General features: G+C 43.5%; 14 protein-coding genes and 1 pseudogene. 12 read left to right on the top strand and 3 right to left on the bottom strand.

The annotated features are described in order from the left end of the window. Positions 1–43 precede the first annotated feature (43 nt). A pseudogene (locus tag KUV50_RS19735) lies at positions 44–2,347 on the top strand (type I restriction endonuclease subunit R); the annotation flags it as partial. Positions 2,348–2,353: 6 nt separating this feature from the next. Here the strand turns inward: KUV50_RS19735 and KUV50_RS10475 are convergent. Genes KUV50_RS10475 through KUV50_RS10465 form a run of 3 tightly spaced genes read right to left on the bottom strand, consistent with a single transcriptional unit; the run spans position 2,354 to position 5,985 of the window. After that, positions 2,354–3,340: an ABC transporter ATP-binding protein gene (locus tag KUV50_RS10475; protein ID WP_222580096.1), complete on the bottom strand. Its 987-nt coding sequence runs from the start codon at positions 3,338–3,340 to the stop codon at positions 2,354–2,356. Between the two features lie 4 nt (positions 3,341–3,344). After that, entirely contained in the window at positions 3,345–5,012 is a 1,668-nt protein-coding gene (locus KUV50_RS10470) for an ABC transporter permease (protein WP_261395142.1), read from the bottom strand. Then, positions 4,993–5,985, bottom strand: coding sequence for a Fe(3+) ABC transporter substrate-binding protein (locus KUV50_RS10465; RefSeq protein ID WP_410000045.1), 993 nt, complete (start codon positions 5,983–5,985; stop codon positions 4,993–4,995). Before KUV50_RS10465 ends, KUV50_RS10470 begins: the two co-directional genes overlap by 20 nt. A gap of 739 nt (positions 5,986–6,724) precedes the next feature. On the opposite strand from KUV50_RS10465, the gene KUV50_RS10460 reads away from it, so the two are divergent. The 11 genes from KUV50_RS10460 to KUV50_RS10410 all read left to right on the top strand — a co-directional run bounded on the left by KUV50_RS10460 (position 6,725) and on the right by KUV50_RS10410 (position 21,291). Beyond that, positions 6,725–7,801: an aldose epimerase family protein gene (locus KUV50_RS10460; protein WP_222580093.1), complete on the top strand. Its 1,077-nt coding sequence runs from the start codon at positions 6,725–6,727 to the stop codon at positions 7,799–7,801. A 108-nt stretch (positions 7,802–7,909) separates the two neighbouring features. Continuing rightward, positions 7,910–9,067 (top strand): DUF5009 domain-containing protein, encoded by a 1,158-nt coding sequence (locus KUV50_RS10455; RefSeq protein WP_315899955.1) that lies wholly within the window; start codon positions 7,910–7,912, stop codon positions 9,065–9,067. Positions 9,068–9,220: 153 nt separating this feature from the next. Continuing rightward, positions 9,221–9,739 carry a hypothetical protein gene (locus KUV50_RS10450; protein ID WP_222580092.1) on the top strand — a complete coding sequence of 173 codons (519 nt, stop codon included), beginning with the start codon at positions 9,221–9,223 and terminating at the stop codon, positions 9,737–9,739. Beyond that, positions 9,740–11,275, top strand: a complete 1,536-nt coding sequence (locus tag KUV50_RS10445; protein WP_222580091.1) for a tannase/feruloyl esterase family alpha/beta hydrolase — start codon at positions 9,740–9,742, stop codon at positions 11,273–11,275. Between the two features lie 164 nt (positions 11,276–11,439). Further along, entirely contained in the window at positions 11,440–12,843 is a 1,404-nt protein-coding gene (locus KUV50_RS10440) for a purine-cytosine permease family protein (RefSeq protein ID WP_222580090.1), read from the top strand. Next, entirely contained in the window at positions 12,840–13,028 is a 189-nt protein-coding gene (locus KUV50_RS10435; protein ID WP_222580089.1) for a hypothetical protein, read from the top strand. Before KUV50_RS10440 ends, KUV50_RS10435 begins: the two co-directional genes overlap by 4 nt. Before the next feature lie 606 nt (positions 13,029–13,634). Then, complete coding sequence (locus tag KUV50_RS10430; protein WP_222580088.1) at positions 13,635–14,222, top strand: RNA polymerase sigma factor; 588 nt, start codon at positions 13,635–13,637, stop codon at positions 14,220–14,222. Positions 14,223–14,343: 121 nt separating this feature from the next. Next, entirely contained in the window at positions 14,344–15,309 is a 966-nt protein-coding gene (locus KUV50_RS10425; protein ID WP_222580087.1) for a FecR family protein, read from the top strand. Positions 15,310–15,406: 97 nt separating this feature from the next. Next, the gene (locus KUV50_RS10420) at positions 15,407–18,814 is read left to right on the top strand and encodes a TonB-dependent receptor (protein WP_222580086.1); all 3,408 of its coding nucleotides are present in this window, start codon (positions 15,407–15,409) and stop codon (positions 18,812–18,814) included. Between the two features lie 16 nt (positions 18,815–18,830). Then, positions 18,831–20,312 carry a RagB/SusD family nutrient uptake outer membrane protein gene (locus KUV50_RS10415; protein WP_222580085.1) on the top strand — a complete coding sequence of 494 codons (1,482 nt, stop codon included), beginning with the start codon at positions 18,831–18,833 and terminating at the stop codon, positions 20,310–20,312. A 76-nt stretch (positions 20,313–20,388) separates the two neighbouring features. Beyond that, on the top strand, positions 20,389–21,291 hold the full coding sequence (locus tag KUV50_RS10410) for an amidohydrolase family protein (protein WP_222580084.1): 903 nt from the start codon (positions 20,389–20,391) through the stop codon (positions 21,289–21,291). Positions 21,292–21,334: the final 43 nt, after the last annotated feature.

Here is a 21,334-nt window from a genome sequence, read left to right as displayed (position 1 = left end):
AAACCACCCCGCCCTGAGGGGCACCCCTCCAGAGGAGGGGAATGTGCAAGAATCACCGGAACAGTATGGATTACCCGGGGTAAAAACCCAATCCCACGGGGATCGGAAAGGCGGCGTTGTATGGCATACTCAAGGGAGTGGCAAATCGCTGTCTATGGTGTTTTTTACAGGAAAAGTTGTCCTGGCTTTGGATAATCCCACCGTGGTGATCATTACCGACAGAAACGATCTGGATGATCAGCTCTTTGATACGTTTGCCGGATCAACCCAGCTGCTCCGGCAAGAACCCCGGCAGGCAGAAGACCGATTGGATTTGAAAGATAAGCTGCGTGTAGCCTCGGGCGGTGTGATCTTTACCACGATTCAAAAATTCCAGCCCCAGGAAGGTAATGTATTTGAGACCCTTTCGGAAAGAAAAAATATCGTCGTAATCGCTGATGAAGCCCACCGGACACAATATGGCTTCAAAGCAAAAACCATAGATGACAAGGATGAACAGGGGAATGTAATAGGGAAGAAAACCGTATATGGATTTGCCAAATACATGCGCGACGCATTACCAAATGCCACCTATGTAGGATTCACTGGGACCCCGATAGAAAGTACAGATGTGAACACTCCGGCTGTATTTGGGAATTATATCGACGTCTATGACATTGCACAAGCGGTTGAGGATGGAGCCACTGTCCGTATTTATTATGAAAGTCGTTTGGCAAAGGTAAACCTCAGTGAAGAAGGTAAAAAGATGGTGGAGGATCTGGATGAGGATCTCACCACGCAGGATCTCACGGATACCCAAAAAGCCAAGGCGAAATGGACTCAGCTCGAAGCCCTGATCGGAAGCGAGAACAGGATCAGGAATGTAGCCAATGATATCGTCCACCATTTTACGCAACGCCAGGAGGTTTTTGAAGGTAAAGGAATGATCGTGGCCATGTCGAGAAGAATAGCCGCTGAATTGTATGATGCGATTATAAAAATCCGTCCGGATTGGCATTCTGATGATTTGAATAAAGGTGTGATAAAAGTGGTAATGACTTCCGCTTCTTCCGATGGCCCTAAAATTGCCCGGCATCATACGACCAAACAACAGCGTCGAACACTGGCCGACCGCATGAAAGATCCGCAAGATGAGTTGAAATTGGTCATAGTACGCGATATGTGGCTTACGGGTTTTGATGCACCAAGTCTGCACACTCTTTATATCGATAAACCCATGAAAGGACACAATCTCATGCAGGCCATAGCCCGGGTGAATAGAGTTTATAAAGATAAACCAGGCGGGCTGGTGGTAGATTACCTGGGGATTGCATCTGATTTGAAAAAGGCGCTTTCCTTTTACTCGGATGCCGGTGGAAAAGGAGATCCTGCGGAAGCGCAGGAGCAAGCGGTAGAACTGATGTTGGAGAAAATGGAAGTGGTTTCCAATATGTATTATGGCTTCCCCTACGAAGACTATTTTCAGGCAGAAACCGGGCAAAAGCTTTCCTTGATTTTAGCAGCCGAAGAACACATTCTCGGTTTGGACGATGGCAAGAAACGATACCTCAATGAAGTGACTGCATTGTCTAAAGCCTTTGCCATCGCTGTACCTCATGAACAGGCCATAGATGTAAAAGATGAAGTTTCGTTCTTTCAGGCAGTTAAAGCCCGATTGGCTAAGTTTGACAGTACCGGTGCTGGAAGAACGGATGAGGAAATCGAAACAACCATTCGTCAGGTCATTGATCAGGCATTGATTTCAGAACAGGTTATCGATGTTTTTGATGCAGCTGGCATTAAGAAACCCGACATATCTATTCTTTCAGAAGAGTTTTTGCTCGAACTAAAGGGCATGGAACATAAGAATCTGGCCCTTGAAGTCTTGAAGAAACTACTCAATGATGAAATCAAAGCTCGATCGAAGAAGAACTTAGTGAAAAGTAAGTCACTGAAGGAAATGTTAGAGAACTCCATCAAGAAATACCACAACAAGATTTTAACCGCAGCTGAGGTGATGGACGAACTTATTAAACTGAGTAAGGAAATCGTCAACATGGATAGTGAAGCCAGCAACCTGGAGCTCACTGATTTTGAGTATGCATTCTACACTGCCGTATCGAACAATGACAGCGCCAAACAGCTCATGCAGCAAGACAAGCTGAGGGAACTTGCCGTAATTCTAACAGAACGGGTAAAGAAAAATGCCTCCATCGACTGGACCATAAAAGAAAGTGTCCGGGCGAAACTAAAAGTGATTATCAAGCGGACCTTAAGACAATATGGCTATCCACCGGATATGCAAAAGCTGGCGACTGAAACCGTTTTGAAGCAAGCCGAAATGATTGCGAAGGAACTTACTAAATAAATTCCATCACGATGAAAACTCCATCACATCCTTTGAATTAAAACCGATCTTGATGTGGTCTTCGATATGGCGTTCGTGGGTAATTACCGACACCCGATGACCATTTTCAAGCTGAAGATCCAGCTGCGTGCTATTCCCCAGAAAGGTTGATTTCAATACTTTCGCGTGGGTTACATACTCACAGTCCGTATTGATGGTCAGGTTTTCATTGCGGATCGCATGACAGCACTGAGGATTCAAAGGACATTCAAAGGCGCTTTGGAGTGCTTTGTCCAGCATAATGGTATTACCAAACAAGGAGGCCACGTACATAGATTTTGGCTGCGTATAGAGTTTAAAAGCCCGATCCTGCTGTATGAGTGATCCATCTTTGAGGATCAAAATTTCATCCGCTACGGTCAGTGCATCCTGCGTGTCATGGGTCACGAATATTGCAGTCACGCCGGTCTTCTTGATGATTTCAAAGACTTGGTTTCTCAGTTGAGCTCGCAAAACCGCATCCAGATTACTGAACGGTTCATCGAGTATCAACAATTCCGGATTGGGCGCCAAAGCACGTGCCAGGGCTACCCGCTGCTGCTGGCCACCTGACAACTGATGTGGATACCGATCTTCCACGCCGTGCAAATCTACTAATTCGAGCACCTCCCTCGCCCGTGCTTTTTTGTTCTTCATTCGGGAGATTCCGTAGGTCACATTGTCGATCAATCGCAGATGTGGAAACAGCGCATACTCCTGAAATACCAGACCAATTTTCCTTTTCTCCGGAGGCACCAACTTATGAATAGAAGATACCAGGGAACCCTGGAAGTATATCTCCCCCGCATCGGGTCGTTCCAACCCCGCTATCAATCGAATTAATGTCGTCTTACCACTTCCACTTTCCCCTACGATCGCCCCCACATCTCCTTTCTCCATCCCAAAACTTACATCACGGAGGGCATAGCTCTTACCACCGTCAAAACTTTTCGATATTTCTTTTATTTGTAGCATTTTTCTATCTGTTTAATAGTAACCGGTTCAATAAAATCACCGGAAGCACTGCTGTCACAATAATCAAAAGGGACGGAATGGCTGATTCCATCACCATTTCGTCACTTGCATACTCATAGGCCTTGACTGCCAGGGTATTTACACGGAACGGCTTCAAAATTAAAGTCAAGGGTAGTTCTTTGAGCACATCGATAAACACCAAAATAAAGGCACTAAAAATACCGGTTTTGATCAATGGAAACTCCACCCGGAAAAAGGTTTTTGCATTTCCTACCCCCAGCATTTTGGATGAATCCGGAATACTTTGTCCCACTTTTTGACTGGTCGATTCGATCGGGTTGTAAGCGACCGCCAGAAACCGCACGCAGTATGCATAGATCAAAACCACCAGACTGCCGGTAAAAATCAATCCTATGTCTATACCCAACAAACTTTCGCCGATTTTGATCAACCATTTATCAAATCCAAGTGCCGGGATCAATACACCCACGGCAATAACCGCACCAGGTATGGCGTATCCCAGTACACCTATTTTGGTTACATTCTGGATAAATGGCAAAGGACTCCATTTTGAAAAGTAGATCAGAAAAGTAGCCAAAATCACTGCGAATAAAGAGGCGATCAGCGCAATACCGAAACTTTGAAGCGACAATTGGAAAAAAGCGGGTCCCAGAACTTTATCGGCAGTTAGGGTCGCCCAATAGATCAATTGGCTGACCGGAAGAATAAATCCCAATAATACCGGAACAAACACCGGAATAAAGATCATCCATCGTTTCCATCGACGTGCCGGTCGGATCCGGTTGATCCCACCGGAATTCGATTTGTTGTCAGACACCCGTACATTTTTACGCTCCCAACGTTCCAGGAGAATAAGCGAAAAAACAATAACAATCAGTAATGCAGATAGATACACCGCGGTCTCCGGTTCTCCAATCGAAAACCACGCCCGGAAGATCCCCGTCGTAAATGTATTGACCCCGTAGTATTTGGCTGCGCCATAATCATTGAGTACTTCCATCAGCACCAAAATCAATCCTGCTATAATGGCTGGACGAGCCAGAGGCAGCATTAATTTAAAAAAGGTCTGACCCTCCCCGGCACCCAACATCCGGGAAGCCTCCAGCAGATTATTCGCCTGATTTAGAAAAAAGGCGCGCGCACTCACATACACGTAGGGAAACAACGAAATACTCAACACAAATGCCAAACCAAACCGATTCATGATGTCCACCTTGGTCATGCTCAGTTCGAAATAACGTAAAATCAACTCCAAACTACCTCCGTAGTCAAAAATACCAGCATAGGCATAGGCTACAATGTAGGACGGTATTGCCAGCGGAAGTATTAGCAACCACTCCAGCTGGGGCCGGAACGGAAATTCATACCGGGAGATTAACCAGGCACAAGTCACCCCAATGACCACGACCATAAGCCCACAAACGAGAAAAAGGAACAGTGAATTGGAGGTATAGTCCCATAAGAGATGCTGGACGATATGACTCCAAGTCTCTCCTGGTCCGGAGAACAGCTTAAAACCTATCGCAAAGATCGGTAAGGCTATTAAAAAAGCAATGGCCAATGCGTACATTGACCATCTGTTGTTGTCTCTTTTAAACCTTTTTAACCGGTTTTTCCAGGAAAATAAATCTTTATGGCCATCCTGTTTCATCAAAAATCAGCACTGCTTTTTTATTGTTAATTCCCAACTGGGAAAGGTTTAATGTATCTTCTTTGAAATCGCCCCATTCCTTCAGTTGGTCCGCCGGTTCGACGCTTTCATTAACAGGGTATTCGAAATTCACATGCGCAAACACCTTCTGGGCTTCCTCTGAAGCTAAAAATTCAATAAACCGGATGGCATTCTCTTTGTGGGGAGCATATTTAGCCACACCGGCCCCACTAACATTGATGTGCGTGCCACGCCCTGCCTGGTTAGGGAAAAACAATCCAACTTTTTGGGCGGTTTCCACCTCCTCTTGATTGGAGGAATTAAGCATTTTACCCAGGTAATACGTATTCACCACTGCGACATCGCCTTCCCCGGCTACCACTGCTTTCACCTGATCGCGATCTCCCCCCTTGGGCGTTCTCGCCATATTATCAACGATGCCTTTTGCCCAAGTCCTGGCTGCTTCCTCTCCGTCATGTGCAATGATCGAAGCCAACAGAGATTGATTGTAAATATTACCCGACGAACGAATCAAGATTTTATCGTTCCACTTATCGGAGGCCAGATCTTCATAGGTGGATAAATCTTCCGGGGAAACCCGGTCTTTCGCATATACGATCACCCGTCCCCGCTTCGTCAGACCATACCAATAATTGTCCTTGTCCTTTAGGTGACCTGGCACAATACTTTTTAATTTATCTGAACTCACAGGCTGTAATAGATCTTGTTCTTTTGCACGATGCAGCCGACCGGCATCCACAGTAATGAGGACGTCAGCAGGAGATTGCTTTCCCTCCATTTTTATTTTTTGGATGAGCTCATCTGCATTGGCATTGACCACATTCACTTTGATGCCCGACTGTTCTTCAAAGGTATCAAATAACATCTGATCAGATTCATAATGCCGATGCGTGTACACGGTGACCTCGCCAGCATCTTCGGACTCATTTCCTGAGTCCTGGCAACCCCACATCAGGATGGTTGCAAATAATACGATATATACTTTTTTCATTGCGCTTCATTTTAGCCGCTGATTTGTTAATCAGCGATGAATGAGGTGCAAATATAACTATTTAGAATCGGTATAAACAATAATGCGATAAAGAATGTACAGATTATTGTGTTTCATGCGGTTAGCGGACGATGCTTGAACATCCGTAAATACACAGTCACTTGGTAATGACCATTTATTTTCGCTCTTTTATGCTCTTCCAAGAGAGAGAAGACTGAAAATCGACTCGGCTCCCTTTAGGGTGGGGCAAAACGAGGCAATTATTCCGACGGCTGTGTAGTTGCGAAAACCTGCATTCTTCCAGATGCACTTTTTATTTACCCATGAAACAACCACATTACGTGGACGACCTATCAGCTATTTTTACCCCTTACAGAATGAGGAAATTTTTATATCGGCTACTAACATATTTGGTATTCAGGTCCAAATCATTGATTAATATTTTACATCAGAAAAGCTATAAATAGTATATTTAGCTGAAATCCTAAAAATAGCATGCTGCCATAGTTACTACATTGGACATGTTTCGATCCAACCTGGTTGCATTTTTGAGAAAACTTAGTAATGAAATAATTATTTGAATCAAATGAAAATTCAAAACGAAATTTATCCGATTAGTGTTCTCGCCTTCGTATTATTGCTTTTTCTTTATTCTTGCCAGTCACCCTCTGACACGAATACATCATATAAAAACAATGGAATGGACGCATTAAAAAAAAGCATTGCCCTTAATTACGACGATTTCGACACCATTGTGAATAGTCAGAACGTTGGGCTGTATTGGATCGAAAATGACAGCATCCTCGCTGCATTCACGAACTATGGCGCCCGGCTCGTGGGTCTGTGGGTTCCGGACAGGGATGGTAAATGGACTGACGTGGTCGTTGGTTTGGGTAGCATTCATGACTATACCAAAAGCACAGAACGCTACTATGGAGCCACTATCGGACGTGTGGGGAATCGTATTGCCAAAGGTAAATTTACATTGGAAGGAAAAGAATACCAGGTTCCGACTAATAATGGAGTGAATGCCCTGCATGGAGGTCCTAATGGATTTCAGGAGGTCGTATGGGAAGTTTCTCAACCGGATCCGAGCACGCTTATCTTTCGATATTTATCACCGGATGGGGAGGAAGGGTTCCCGGGCAACCTCGATGTGACCGTTACTTATTCAGTAACAGCTGAACGATCTGTCTTGATGGATTACAAAGCAACCACGGACCAACCTACGCTTGTCAACCTGACCAATCACGCCTTTTTCAATCTTAATGGAGAAGGTTCAGGCGACATTCTGGATCATAGGGTAATCTTCTACGCAGACAAGTTTACACCGATTGACGATGGGTTGATTCCTACCGGAGAAATAAAAGATGTATATGGGACACCGTTTGATTTTACTGAGGCGCAAACCATTGGAGCGCGGATCGGTGCTGATAATACGCAGTTAAAAAACGGAGGTGGGTATGATCACAATTTCGTACTCAATGGCACCCCGGCACACGGTATGAATCATGCCGCTCAGATTATCGGTGACCAGTCGGGTATCGTCATGGATGTGTACACGGAAGAACCCGGGATGCAGTTTTACAGTGGAAATTTCATGCAAGGAAAAAACACGTTTAAATCTGGGAAAAACGACTTTTATAGAACTGCTTTTGCTTTGGAAACACAGCACTTTCCCGATGCACCAAATCAGCCGGCATTTCCTTCCATCGAACTTCAACCCACTGACTCCTACCATACCGTTTCTGAGTATCAGTTTTCTGTCGTGAAGTAATTCAAAAATTATCGACACTCTACTATCCCATTTTATTGAATAGTTCAGATGCACTTTGTACATTGGAAAACGCAATATTTTTCGTGAAAAAATCTTAATTCAAAAGAAGTGAAATCGGCTTATCAACCAATAGACACCCCCGCTCCTAATCCAATAGGGCCCAGTTCATTTGTCAAGAAAAGACTATTGTCCCTGGATGCACTCCGGGGATTTGATATGTTTTGGATCATGGGGGCAGACAGTCTTATCAAGCGCATCGCGAAAACCACCGATTCTCCATTTTGGGATACCCTCGCCATTCAGCTGGACCACCCGGAATGGAACGGGTTTCACTTTTATGATCTTATTTTTCCCCTGTTCTTATTTATGGCCGGAGTCGCTACACCTTATTCGATCAGCAGCCGCCTCAAAAAAGGCCATACCAAACAGCAGGTACTGCGTCACATTATAAAAAGAGGGATTGTCTTAGTCCTTCTTGGAATAGTATACAACAATGGTCTGGAGCTTAAACCAATTTCTGAAATCCGTTTTGGAAGTGTATTGGGAAGAATAGGATTAGCCTATATGTTTGCTAATATAATCTACCTCTATGCCCGAGAACGCGTACAGTACATGTGGTTCGGCGGGTTACTTCTCGGTTACTGGTTACTTTTAAAATTTAATTCAGCCCCCGGATTCCCAATGGGTGATCTGACCATGGAAGGAAATTTTGCATCCTACCTCGACCGCATCATTATGCCAGGTCGTCTTTACAAGGGGATACACGATCCCGAAGGGTTGATATCCACCATTCCGGCGATCAGCACCGGGCTATTGGGTATTTTTGCAGGAACACTGTTAAAAAACAAGCCCTTTAGCGAGTTGCGAAAAGCAAGTCTTCTGGCGGTAGTTGGTGTTGTTTGCCTGATCATCGCGCAGCTCTGGAACCTGGATTTTCCGATTAACAAAAACCTGTGGAGCAGTTCCTTTGTATTCCATACCGGCGGGATCAGCCTTTTGTTACTCGCTTTATTCTATTACATCATCGACATAAAAGGATATAAATCATGGACCTTCTTTTTTCGTGTGATCGGCATGAACTCGATTCTCATTTATATTTCCGGACATTTCATTGATTGGCGTTACACCACCAGTGCCTTTTTCGAATGGGTGGGACAGTTGGTGGGTGATCCATACAACATCGTGGCGATGGCCATTTGCTATATTCTGGTCAAGTGGGTTTTTCTTTATATTCTTTATCGGAACAAAATATTTCTGCGGGTGTAGTCCAATAGGGAATCGAAGAACACACTCCAAAGATTTGATTATAAGAATGAAGTAATCCGCCTTGATTATGCTTGAATTATTCAAATAATCGCTATATTGATAACCCCGTAGATAATTCGACATTATATAAATCGCAGGTTAAAATGATTAACCATGTTCAAAGCACCCATCATAGAAAATCCCCGGTACTATAAATTGGTGCAAATGCAAACCAGAATATTAATCCTCCTGATCTTTCCATATGGTTGGATTATGACCAGCCTGGATTTACCAGTCTGGACAATTACTTTATTGCTCTTAGGATATATCGGGGTTGTTATTGCGATATTCCGCAACCAAAAAGCTGTCCGAAAAATATTAAATCGGAAGCAATTGGAAATCAACGAGGATGAAATTCACCTGGTTAATCAAAAACACGACATCCTATCGAAATGGGTGGTCAGCCCGACCGATTCGATCATTACCAATACGGATTTTGCAATGCCCCACTACAAATTTTCTGACATCGTGGGAGCCTGGCGCGGGGATTCTCCACATAACTTTCTGGAATTGAGGAAGGGGTCGGAAGAGGTTCGTTTTGAATTTCATCTCGATTCAGATTATATGCGAATTCAAATGCAGAAAATATTAGATCACTGGATAGCCCGGGGCATCCCTGTAAAACGCATATAGATGACTGCTCTTTTTCCTCGGACCATCCTGATTTTATTCCTACTCCTGACATCGGGTGTACTTATTGGCCAGGAAGAAAAGTCAAATTCACCTTGTCTGACGCCAGAACAACTTCAAAAAATTCAATTACCAGAAGTACAGATCCACAAAGTGCTTCCTTCCAATGATCCGGTGCCTCATATTTCATTTTTAGGTACGATCGGTCAGGAAATTCAGTTTGAATTATTACTACCCCGCGAATGGAACGGCCGTTTTGCGATGGGTGGCGGTGGGGGTTTCGTGGGATCCATACAAAACTCGGCTGAATTTTCATTGTCACGTGGATTTGCCACGGCAGGGACCGATACCGGCCATCAGGGGAGCGGCCACCGCGCGACCTGGGCAAAAAACAACATAGAAAGGCAACTAAATTTTGGCTACATGGCTATTCACCGGACCGCCGTAGTGGCCAAAGAAATCATCCGGCAATATTATTGTTCTTCGTCTGAATACAGCTATTTTCTCGGTTGTTCCAGAGGTGGGGGTCAAGCCATGATGGAAGCGCAACGATTCCCGGAGGACTTTGACGGTATTGTAGCTGGCGCCCCCGCATTCACCTGGCCGGCACTGGGCACAGAGTTTATCCAAAACTCCCAAGCCATTTACCCCCGAAAACTCAATGAACCGATACTGACCAGAGCAGATCTCACACTTTTAGAACAACTCATCCTGGAACAATGTGACACCCTCGACGGGCTCCGGGATGGGATCATCAATGACCCCAGAAAGTGCACAATTAACTACACCGTCTTTCCTACATGCGACACACCTGAAGACAAAGATTGCTTCACCCAGGACCAATTAGATGCTATTAAAACGGTGTATCGTGGCGTAGTGCTGAATGGCCGGGAAGTTTATCCGGGGTTTCCATACGGCGCAGAAGGTCAACCAGGTGGTTGGTTTCCCTGGATCGTTGGGTTACCCTCCGATACCGCTTTATTTGAAAGAACAGGTCTGCAATACCGGTACGGCAGCGAGGTATTCAGGTATTTTGTTTATCATGATTCAGCCTGGGATTATCAAAGCGCTGACTTTACAAACTTCTTTGACGAATCAAAATTCGCTTCTTCGTTTTTGGACGCGACATCCACTGATTACGCCTCTTTTGAGGCCAGAGGAGGTAAAATGATTATATACCATGGCTGGAATGATCCGGCGCTTTCCGCTTTCTCCACCATTGATCATTATGAAGCAGCCCTGGCTAAAGATTCCCGCCTTCCGGATTATCTTCGTCTCTTTCTTCTACCTGGTGTTCTTCATTGCGCCGGTGGTCCCGGCCCGCACCAAACGGATTGGTTAGTCCATATCCAAAATTGGGTGGAAAAGGGTAAAGCTCCTGATGAAGTTATTGTGTCCAAAAAACATGGTCCAGATACCCTGATGAGCCGACCCGTATATCCATATCCTTACCTTAGTCAATACAAGGGTGTCGGGGACCCTAATCAAGCAAACAGCTTTCACAAAACACGCTCCAATCCGCACGATATTAAGAGATAACTGATCCTCATCACGTTCTCGGAGAAACCATAGGGAAGCAAATTAGATTTTTTAACGTTTCTTGGAGCATGCGATCAACAAACAAAGCATCCAAACTTGACCAATGGGATGTTAAAAGTTAATTTCAAAAATCTAATTCAAGTAAATAGAACCAATTCCGAAATATGTTTCAAAAATTTCAAAAACGACTGGATGAGGTCAGCGAATTTGAGCGTGAACCAGTACCCAGGAAAAAGCAAAAAGGATTGCGAAGTTTTCTGGGGATGTATGCCGGAGAGCATACCGCCGGTACTGAATTTGTCATCGGGCCCTTGTTTGTGGTTCATGGGGTAACTGCTTTTGACCTGGTCATCGGTTTACTGATTGGTAATTTATTGGCCGTTTTGAGTTGGGCATTCATTGTGGCCCCCATTGCAGTCAAAGAACGGATCACACTCTATTACAAGCTGGAGAAAATATGCGGTAAACGATTGGCTGGTATTTATAATTTGGTCAATGCCCTGATGTTTTGCTTTCTCGCCGGATCGATGATAGCGGTGGCAGCGACCGCGGTAGGTATTCCGTTTGGGCTGCCGATGCCGACACTCAATGACTGGCTACCTACGAGTATCATGTGGATCGTAATAGTTTTTGCTATAGGGGCCATCACGACTTTGGTGGCCATGCTGGGCTACGAACAGGTCTCCCGGTTTGCCAATATAGCCGCTCCATGGCTGATTTTGGTATTTATCGGTGCGGCCGTAGCTGTCTTGCCAGAGCTAGGCGTAAACAAGTTGGGTGATTTCTGGCCGATCGCACAGGAGCGGATCTGGACCGGCCAGGTCATGGAAGGCCAGTCCAAATTCACCATCTGGCACATCATTTTTTTCAGTTGGTTCGCCAATATGGCGATGCACATCGGAATGGCTGACCTTTCGATACTTCGTTATGCTAAAAAGTGGCAATATGGGTTTTCCTCTGCGGCCGGCATGTATGTTGGTCATTACATCGCCTGGTTGGCCTCCGGAATATTGTACGCTGTTTTTCTACATCAAAGTCAACAGTCACTGCAGTTTGCCCCTGGCCCCATTGCATATTATGCGGCCGGAGCAGCTGGCGCCATATGCGTAATTATAGCCGGTTGGACGACCGCCAATCCAACCATTTACCGTGCCGGATTAGCGGTTCAATCTTTATTCCCTAAGTTCAAGACTTGGAAAATCACGCTGATCGTTGGTCTGGTGACCACACTGGCGGCTTGCTTTCCGGCGCTGGTGATGAAATTATTGGAATTTGTTGCTTTGTACGGACTTCTGTTGATGCCGATGGGTGCCATAATTTTTGTAGACTTTCATTTATTCCCCAAACTGCGGCTGTCGCAGAACTGGGCAGAGCGGAGTGGTATTATATTCAATCGCGCAGCCGGATGGACCTGGCTGCTGACATTGGCACTATGTCTTGCCATGTCCTATTTTCTGGGTTGGGAAATTTATTTTCTGGGACTACCCGGCTGGTTTGTAGCGGTATTGTTTTACATATTATTTGGTACCTGGATTCAGAATAAACATAAAACTGCGCTAGCATCATGAAAAATAAAAACATAAATTCTATTTTATGGCTATTGGCCGGACTTGGGCTTCTCCTTACCATTCTTCCTCCTATTCTGGTATTCACTCGTTCCATTGAATTTAGCCTACATACCACGCTCATGACGGTGGGGATGTTTGTATGGTTTGGGGCTCGGATCGGGATTCAAGCCATGGATAATCGTTAATTATTGATTCAGCGGTGATCAATCAACCGAGGAATTTATTAGCCAAGTCCAGTCTCGTCTTTCACGACGCGATGGGTATTAAGCAGTAGAAGTCGTGATGATCAAAAGGATATTAACCCCCTTTATTCACCACATCAATCAATTGCAATGTATAATATGCAGTGTAGCAATTGCTTAAAGTACAAATTTGGGCATATTACACAGCCCAATTTTGGGTGACGTTTGACTTTTTCGAGTTAAAAGATCACTTATAATCTACTCGAAATGGCCTTTGTTATTTTTCCAATCTCGCATTCCAGCCGTAACCTGCGGAATGAAATTGAAAAATCAAGATAAATCTACTTCTACGATAATGGAATACGCAATGTCGTGATCAATCCATGCAGGCCTCTGGAACTTTGCCCTGACAAGAGAGCTTTATGAGTGTTACCGAGTTGGATTCCCCCTTTTAAATAGCCCGAGTTAATTACGAAATAACAAAATTTATTCTTACTTTCGGTAACGTACCCAAATCGTAAATCGTTATACTACGTAGAAAGGCAATGGGAAATATGATTTTCACTTAAAATTAAAATCGGAAAAACCAGGCTCATCAAAACTCTGAAAATGAAAGAGAACGATAGAAAAGCCGAAGAGATAATCTTGGAATCACTAAAGTCCGGCGATGAATCTTCTTTTAAGATAGTTTACAACCAATACTGGGAAAAGTTATACGTGGTGGCCTTTACCCGGATTAAGAATTCAGTGGGCGCAGAAGAAGTTGTACAGAATGTTTTTGTCCAGCTATGGTGCAAAAAAAAATCCCTGGAAATCAACAATCTCTCAGCTTATCTGGCGGCCATGACGAGATATGAAGTATATAAATACCTGGCCAGAGAATCCAAAATGAAACAACGGGAAGAAGTTTGGACCTCAAAGACATATTCATATGTTACTCCTTTTTCAAGTCTTGAAAATAAACTCTTATTAGAATTTATTCGAGATCTCGCTAATGAATTGCCTGAAAAATGTCGCCTCGTTTTTGTGGAAAACAAACTTGAAGATAAGTCTTTAAAGGATGTAGCCCATGCAATGAATATTTCTCAAAAAACAGCTGAGGCCCACTTAACGAAAGCACTCCGCTTTATTCGCATTCAACTACACAACCACCTGGATATCGTTTTATGGATTCTTTCGGCCCCCTTAATCCTCTGATAACAAATATTTTTAAATATTTCAGCTTTTGACTAAGGGTAAACACTGCTTAGATGTCTCTTATATAGTATACGGCCAATACAATAATTGACTAACGAAAAAAGAAACGTGCTGATAATCAATGAACAAAGAGAAAATTAGGCAAATCGCCGCGAAAGTATTACAGGGAAAAGCCACAAAGGAAGAACAAAACATACTGCATAAGTGGTATGACCAAAAAAAGATGGTAGAAGGGGAAGAAATAAGGATTGCAGGTCATTCTCCCAAAAACCGGATGTATAAAAATATTGTGAAGCAAATGCCACAGAAAGTGGACGTATATAAACCAGGACCACATCTTTCGACCGTAAAATGGTTGTGGGCTGCAGCAGCTATCCTGGTTATGATACTATCGTATTCCGTTTTCTATTTTACCGTACCACATAAATCTGTGGAATGGATCGCTGTAACGGTTCCTCTTGGGAAGATGAAAAAGATAATTTTGCCGGACAGTAGTATCGTCTGGTTGAATGCGGGATCGCAATTACGCTACCCTGCTCATTTCAGCGAAAGCGAAAGACGTGTAGAAATCACTGAAGGACAGGCTTTCTTTGAGGTTCAAAAAAACAAGAACCGGCCTTTTAAGGTAACAGTCCATGAATTGCTGGTGACCGTTCTAGGCACTTCATTTGAAGTGAAATCTTTTTTTGATGAAAAGAATGCGGAGGTGGGCGTCCAAACAGGTCTCGTCAATATCTCCTATAAAAATCACAACGAGAAAACTTCACTCCACCCTGGAGACCTGGCTTTTGTGAATAAATCGTCCGGAGAGTTGGATCTAAGAACTCAAACCCCTCAATCCATAGGATCGTGGAAAGAAAATCGACTAGAGTTCAATGGTGAATTATTAGGTGTCGTCACGAACGCATTGGAACGAAAATATGACGTGAATTTTTCCATAGATAACCAGGTACTATTAGACCTTCCAGTCACTATTAAACTGGACCATCAACCCTTAGAAAACATACTGGAAGTACTGGGATATTCACTGGGCTTTAATTATGAGGTAAGCGAAAATGGAAAAATTATAAAAATATTTAAAGAATAAAAAAGCGAACCGGCCAGGTTTACGAGGCATGACCGGTCGCTCCTCTACTAATTATTGAACAATAAAAAGTTATGTAAAGATGACAAAAATTTCACTCATGTTACGGACGAAAAGTCCCTTAATCCTTCGATGTATGCGCATTTCCACATCAATCACCATCATTCAATTATTATGCAGCACCTTTTTAACCGCTCACATCGCCGAAGGTCAGGCTGTAACCCTTAATTTTGAAAAAGTAAAGCTTGACGCTGTTTTCGCAGAAATTGAAAAGCAAGCAGAAGTGACTTTTGTTTACCATCCTCCTACCATAGAGGAAGTAGGTTCTATCTCACTCCGGGTAAAAAACAAACCACTTGAATACATTTTGAGAGAACTAGAGAAGAAAACACCTCTTTCGTTTAAACAGGTTGGAAATATAATTGGTGTATCTGTCACAAAAAATAAACCACCATTATCTGTCAGTAAGAATAAGGCAACTACACTTAATGAACCTGAAAAGATGGACCAAAATCAACCGGTTTCTGTATCAGGTACCGTAACTGATGTTAGTGGCCAACCGTTAATAGGTGTCAATATCGCTGTAGAAGGTAGTAACCAGGGGACTGCCACAGATTTCGATGGCCGATTTGAACTCAATGATATTGCCGAGAATGCCATACTGATCATCTCCTATATCGGGTATAAAACCCAGCGAATTCCATTGAACAATAGATCTACCCTAACGATCATCCTGGAAGAAGATACACAGACCCTTGATGAAGTAGTAGTCGTGGGATATGGTACTCAAAAGAAAAGTTCTTTAACCGGGGCTATTGCCAAGATAGATAATAAGACACTGGATCAAATGCCTACAGGACGAATTGAAAACACATTAGCCGGCAAGATGGCCGGCGTGAGTATTCTCAACAACCGGAATATTCCAGGTGCCGCTCCTTTGATCCGCATCCGGGGTGCAGGATCGATTGATGCCGGAAACAGTCCTTTGGTGGTGATCGATGGTTTCCCTGGCGGAGATCTCGGCCAGTTGAATATGAACGATGTTGAATCCATCGAAGTTCTGAAGGATGCATCTGCGGCCGCGATATACGGATCTCGTGCGGCAGGGGGAGTTGTTATTATTACAACAAAAAGAGGCAGCGGAAAGCCGACCTTGAATTTTAATGCTTACTATGGTATATCTTCTCCTCTCTTACACGACGACTGGTTGACCGGCGAAGAGTGGTATGACTATTTGGTCAAATACCAAAACCGGGAATTTGCCTGGGCCGGTGGAGATGTTTCGTTGCCGATGTTCGGTGATCCTCGGCGACCTGCTTCCTATCAGGTAAATCCATTGACTTACGAATTACCCCAAACCATTTGGCAGGATGAAATCACTAAAAATGCCCCGATTGCCAACTACAACTTATCCATCGGTGGTGGGCAGGGGAAAACTCGTTATTATGTTTCGGCAAGCATGAAAAATGAAGAAGGTAATATCCTGACAGCCGGATATGAACAGTATAGTCTGAGAGCAAACCTGGATGCGGAAATTAATGACCGCATTAATGTGGGCTTTGAATTAAGCCCTTCCTATAGCAAAACAAGAACCGCAGGAAGCAATATGGTTTCACTGGTAAAATATCCGCCATTTGTTGCACCCCTTGATGAAAATGGAAAGTATCCTCGAACCCAGGATTACATCCCCAAAGGTCACTCGGGGCAAGCCAGTCCATATGTTTATTTGTACGGAACGCATGACAATGATAGTTATTTTAAAAATCTGGCCCGAGGTTTTGTGAATATTAATGTGTTGGATGGGCTGGATTTTAAAACCAGTGTAGGTACCAATATCACACAAAATTCATCTGATTATTTCCGCGGAGGCGCGGGGGATCCTTTAATATCCACCAGAGGAAATGCCGGTGATTATCAAAGTATCAATCTGATCAATGAGAATACATTGAATTACACCAAAACATTTGGCAATGTACATGATCTTACTGGACTTTTGGGAGCTTCCTTTCAGCATCAGACATCCCGGGGGACTGCCATCGGAGCAGTTAACGGGTCATTTAATAATGAAACCATTCACACGCTCAATAATGCTATCATAAATCCATCTGCAACCCGGACTACTAAGTCTGAATGGGGATTGGTTTCGTATTTTGGTCGTGTAAACTATGCATACGATAGCCGGTATTTATTGTCTGCTTCCTTGCGAACGGATGCCTCTTCTCGTTTTGGTCCAGATAACAAATGGGCAATATTTCCAGCATTATCCATGGCTTGGAGATTGTCCAATGAAACATTCATGGATAATATTGCCACCATCAGTGAACTAAAGATCAGAGCCAGTTATGGAACCACAGGTAATTTCAATATAGGTGATTTTGCTTACTTAGGACGGGTCGGTTACGTCAGTTATTCACCTGGCAACAGCTTAGTAAATGGTCAGGCGCCTGTTTCTTTTGAAAACAACATGCTGGGATGGGAAATCACCTCCAGTTACAATGCAGGGATTGACCTCGGACTATTTGAAAATAGGTTTTATATGAGTCTGGATATTTATGACAAAAGCACATCTGACCTATTGTACAATGTGTCAATTCCGGCTATAACAGGTTTCACAAGCACCATTACTAATATAGGGGAAATCAATAACAAAGGCGTAGAGCTGGAGTTAACTTCCCGAAACATAGTTGGAGAATTCAACTGGCAAACATCGTTCAATATTTCACACAATAAAAACAAAGTGGTCGATTTGGGACCCGTCAATGAGCGGATATACAACCATAGTCTCGGAATGAGTTGGATCCTGCGGGAAGGAGAACCTATGTTTTCATACTATGGATATAAAATGGAAGGCGTTTATCAAAACGACGCTGAGGTGGAGAATTCTCCACATCTTCCAGGAGCTAAAGCAGGCAATCCCATCATAAAAGATCAAAACAATGATGGCAAAATCGATCCGGAGGATAAAGTCATTCTCGGCAACTTTCAACCCAAATTTTTAATTGGCTTAGTCAATGACTTTTCCTGGAAAAATTTTGACATGAATATGGCCATCCAAACAACACTAGGAGCTGATATTTATAATTTTGAAAATCAATACTATGAGGGCAATACCTTGGGAGCCATGCGGCGATCGTTAGTGGAAAACCAATGGTGGTCGCCCGAGGAACCTGGAGATGGACAAACCCCCGCCGCTGCTTTAAGCCAATTGATTCAATACAATTCAAATACGGATTTCTATATTGAAAACGGGTCCTATCTATCCATTAAGAACCTGAATATTGGCTATACACTACCCGCCAACATCTCACCGAAAATAGGCATGGAACGGTTTCGCATCTATGCCAGTATAAATAACCTGCTAGTCATCAAGGACAAGAACAACCATGCGTACAATCCCGAAGGAATGACCGGAGGTGAAATTGGGGGCATTAATAGTATTCCGGGATACAACAGTGGTTCAGAACCCATTGCCCGGGTATTTGCTCTGGGATTAAACATTTCCTTTTAAACTTAAAAACTCAGTAATGAAAAATAGATCAATAATCACAATCACGTTCGTCACTTGCCTTTTGATATTCATGACCAGTTGTCACAAAGAACTACTGGAACCTATCCCCGAATCTGTGCTGACGACGACGAATGCTTTTAATACGGCAAAGGACATCAATCTAGGCGTCATCGGAATCTATTCCGGCTTGCAATCCAAAGTTCAGAAGGACTATCTACTCATGGAAATGACCTCGGACAACATGTATGCTGAGTACTATGCGACGGAACCAGGGTTGGCTGAAGTAGAAGTACTGGAGGTGTCCTCTGAGAATAATATCCTCAACAACTTCTGGAAGATGTCATATAATGGCATTTTTAGAGCAAATTCTATCCTGTCAAATATTGACCAACCATCGAGTTATGGCCCAGGTGAAAAAGAACAGTACACCGGGGAAGCAAAATTTTTACGCGCCTTGTTTTACTTCGATTTGACCCGTATTTTTGGAGATGTACCACTAGTTACTGAAGCACTTTCGGTCATTGAGGCTGAAAAAGTCGGTCGATCTCCTCAAACTGAAGTTTTAAATTTGGTCGTTTCAGATCTAAAAGACGCCATCGATAAACTACCCGCTCCCTCGAACATAGAAAGTGGCCGGGCGTCAAAAGCAGCTGCCATGGCCTTGCTAGGCAAGGTATACATTCACATGGAAGATTGGGCAAATGCCAAAACATACTTTGGGCAGGTGGTTAATGACTTTGACTATGAATTGGTCTTTGAATTTAAAGACTTGTTCTCATTGGAAACAGAGAATAACAGCGAAGCGATCTATTCGGTCAATTTTATTGAAGGCACTAATGGCCAGGGCATTACCTACAACTTTGCTCCGCTTGGAGGAATATATGGGGTCCTATCCAATGGATCAAGGGTGGGTCGCCCTACCTGGGACTTGCATCAGCTGTATGAACCTGGTGATCAAAGATTTGACGTAACGATTTCAGAAACTCAACTCACTGCAAACTCCAAACCAGGAGACGAGCCAATCTGGTACCCATATGTGAATAAATACATTGTGCCCATAGCAGGTTCAAGTTCTGGATTGGATTTGCCCATTCTCCGTTTGGGGGATATCATCTTGTTATATGCGGAATCACTCTATAAGACAAATGATAAAGAAGCCGCTCTGAAGCAGTTAAACCGTATCCGAACTCGTGCATTTGAAAACGACAATCATGATTATGCTTTGAGTGACATTGCATCGGAACAAGAATTTATGGATCTGCTTTTATTGGAACGACGATTGGAACTGGCTTTCGAGAACCAACGATGGTTTGACCTGGTTCGCACCGGCCGTTTCACTTCGAAACTCACTCAGTTTGAAACGGAATACAATCCGGGTTCTGGAAATGCAGAAATACAAAAAATCAATGTCCAGCCTTATATGAAATATTTCCCAATACCCTATGAACAGATACAATTGTCTGCCCCCGGGGTATTAACACAAAATGAAGGATACTAATTCAAATGTATATGTACGAATAGATATGACCATATCTGTTCGTACATTTTTAAATGTAATAAAAAAACTTAGCTACATGAAGAGGCTCGATCGGAGAGGATTTATAACCAATGCTGCTACAAGTGTTGCTGGTATAGTCCTGCCCCGTCGTGCTTCGGTGAACAGAGCCTCATATATTGCTCAATCCGAGTATTCGATCATCGAGCAGGTTCGAAAATTCCAGTTATTAGATGCCTATTGTACCGCTGATCCGAAAATGGACGATGCAAAGAAATTTGGCATCGAGCAGATGTTCACCGGGAAACCAATGATCTGGTCAAAATGGACCCCGGATGAATTTATCCAAGCCAATGACGACATGCTGGCGTTGATGAAAAAATATCCGAACCAGGTTATTGGTCAGATTTCCATTAATCCACATTATCAAAAGGAATCGTTGGAAGAGATTGATCGATGCGCAGATCTGGGCATGGTTGGAAGCCGACTGTATTATCAGGTAAAGATCAATGACCCTTTGTACTTTCCCATCATAGAAAAATTCATCGATCTGAATATGATCATCTTTATGCATGGCGAAGCACAAATAGGTGTGGGAGGATATCGTATGAAATATGATGTCGGAAGGCCTTTTACCATTTCAACCCCGGAAGATTTCGTGGATGCGGCGGTACGATACCCGGAAGGAATGTTCCAATTTGCACATATCGGCGGAGGTGGAGACTGGGAATATATGTGTAAAGCTTTTCGGGAACACCCCAACATTTATGTAGATACCGGCGGAAGCAATAATGCCGGCGGTATGATCGACTTTGCCGTGGAATACTTGGGAGAAGACCGGATATTTTTTGGTACAGACAACAGTTATTATCAAGGTGTTGGGAAAATATTGGCTGCAGACTTGACGGATCGTCAGAAGCAAAAAATATTTTTCGATAATTACAACCGCGTGCTCACAAAAGGAGGCTATAACATGGATTGATTTCGATTTTCAAAAACAAAAAATAAATAAAATGAGTCACCCA

Origin of the sequence: Membranihabitans marinus (genome assembly GCF_019802045.1) — a bacterium.
GTDB lineage: Bacteria > Bacteroidota > Bacteroidia > Chitinophagales > Saprospiraceae > Membranihabitans > Membranihabitans marinus_A.
Note: the sequence above shows the minus strand (reverse complement) of the source record. Positions and strands in the feature narration are given on the sequence as shown.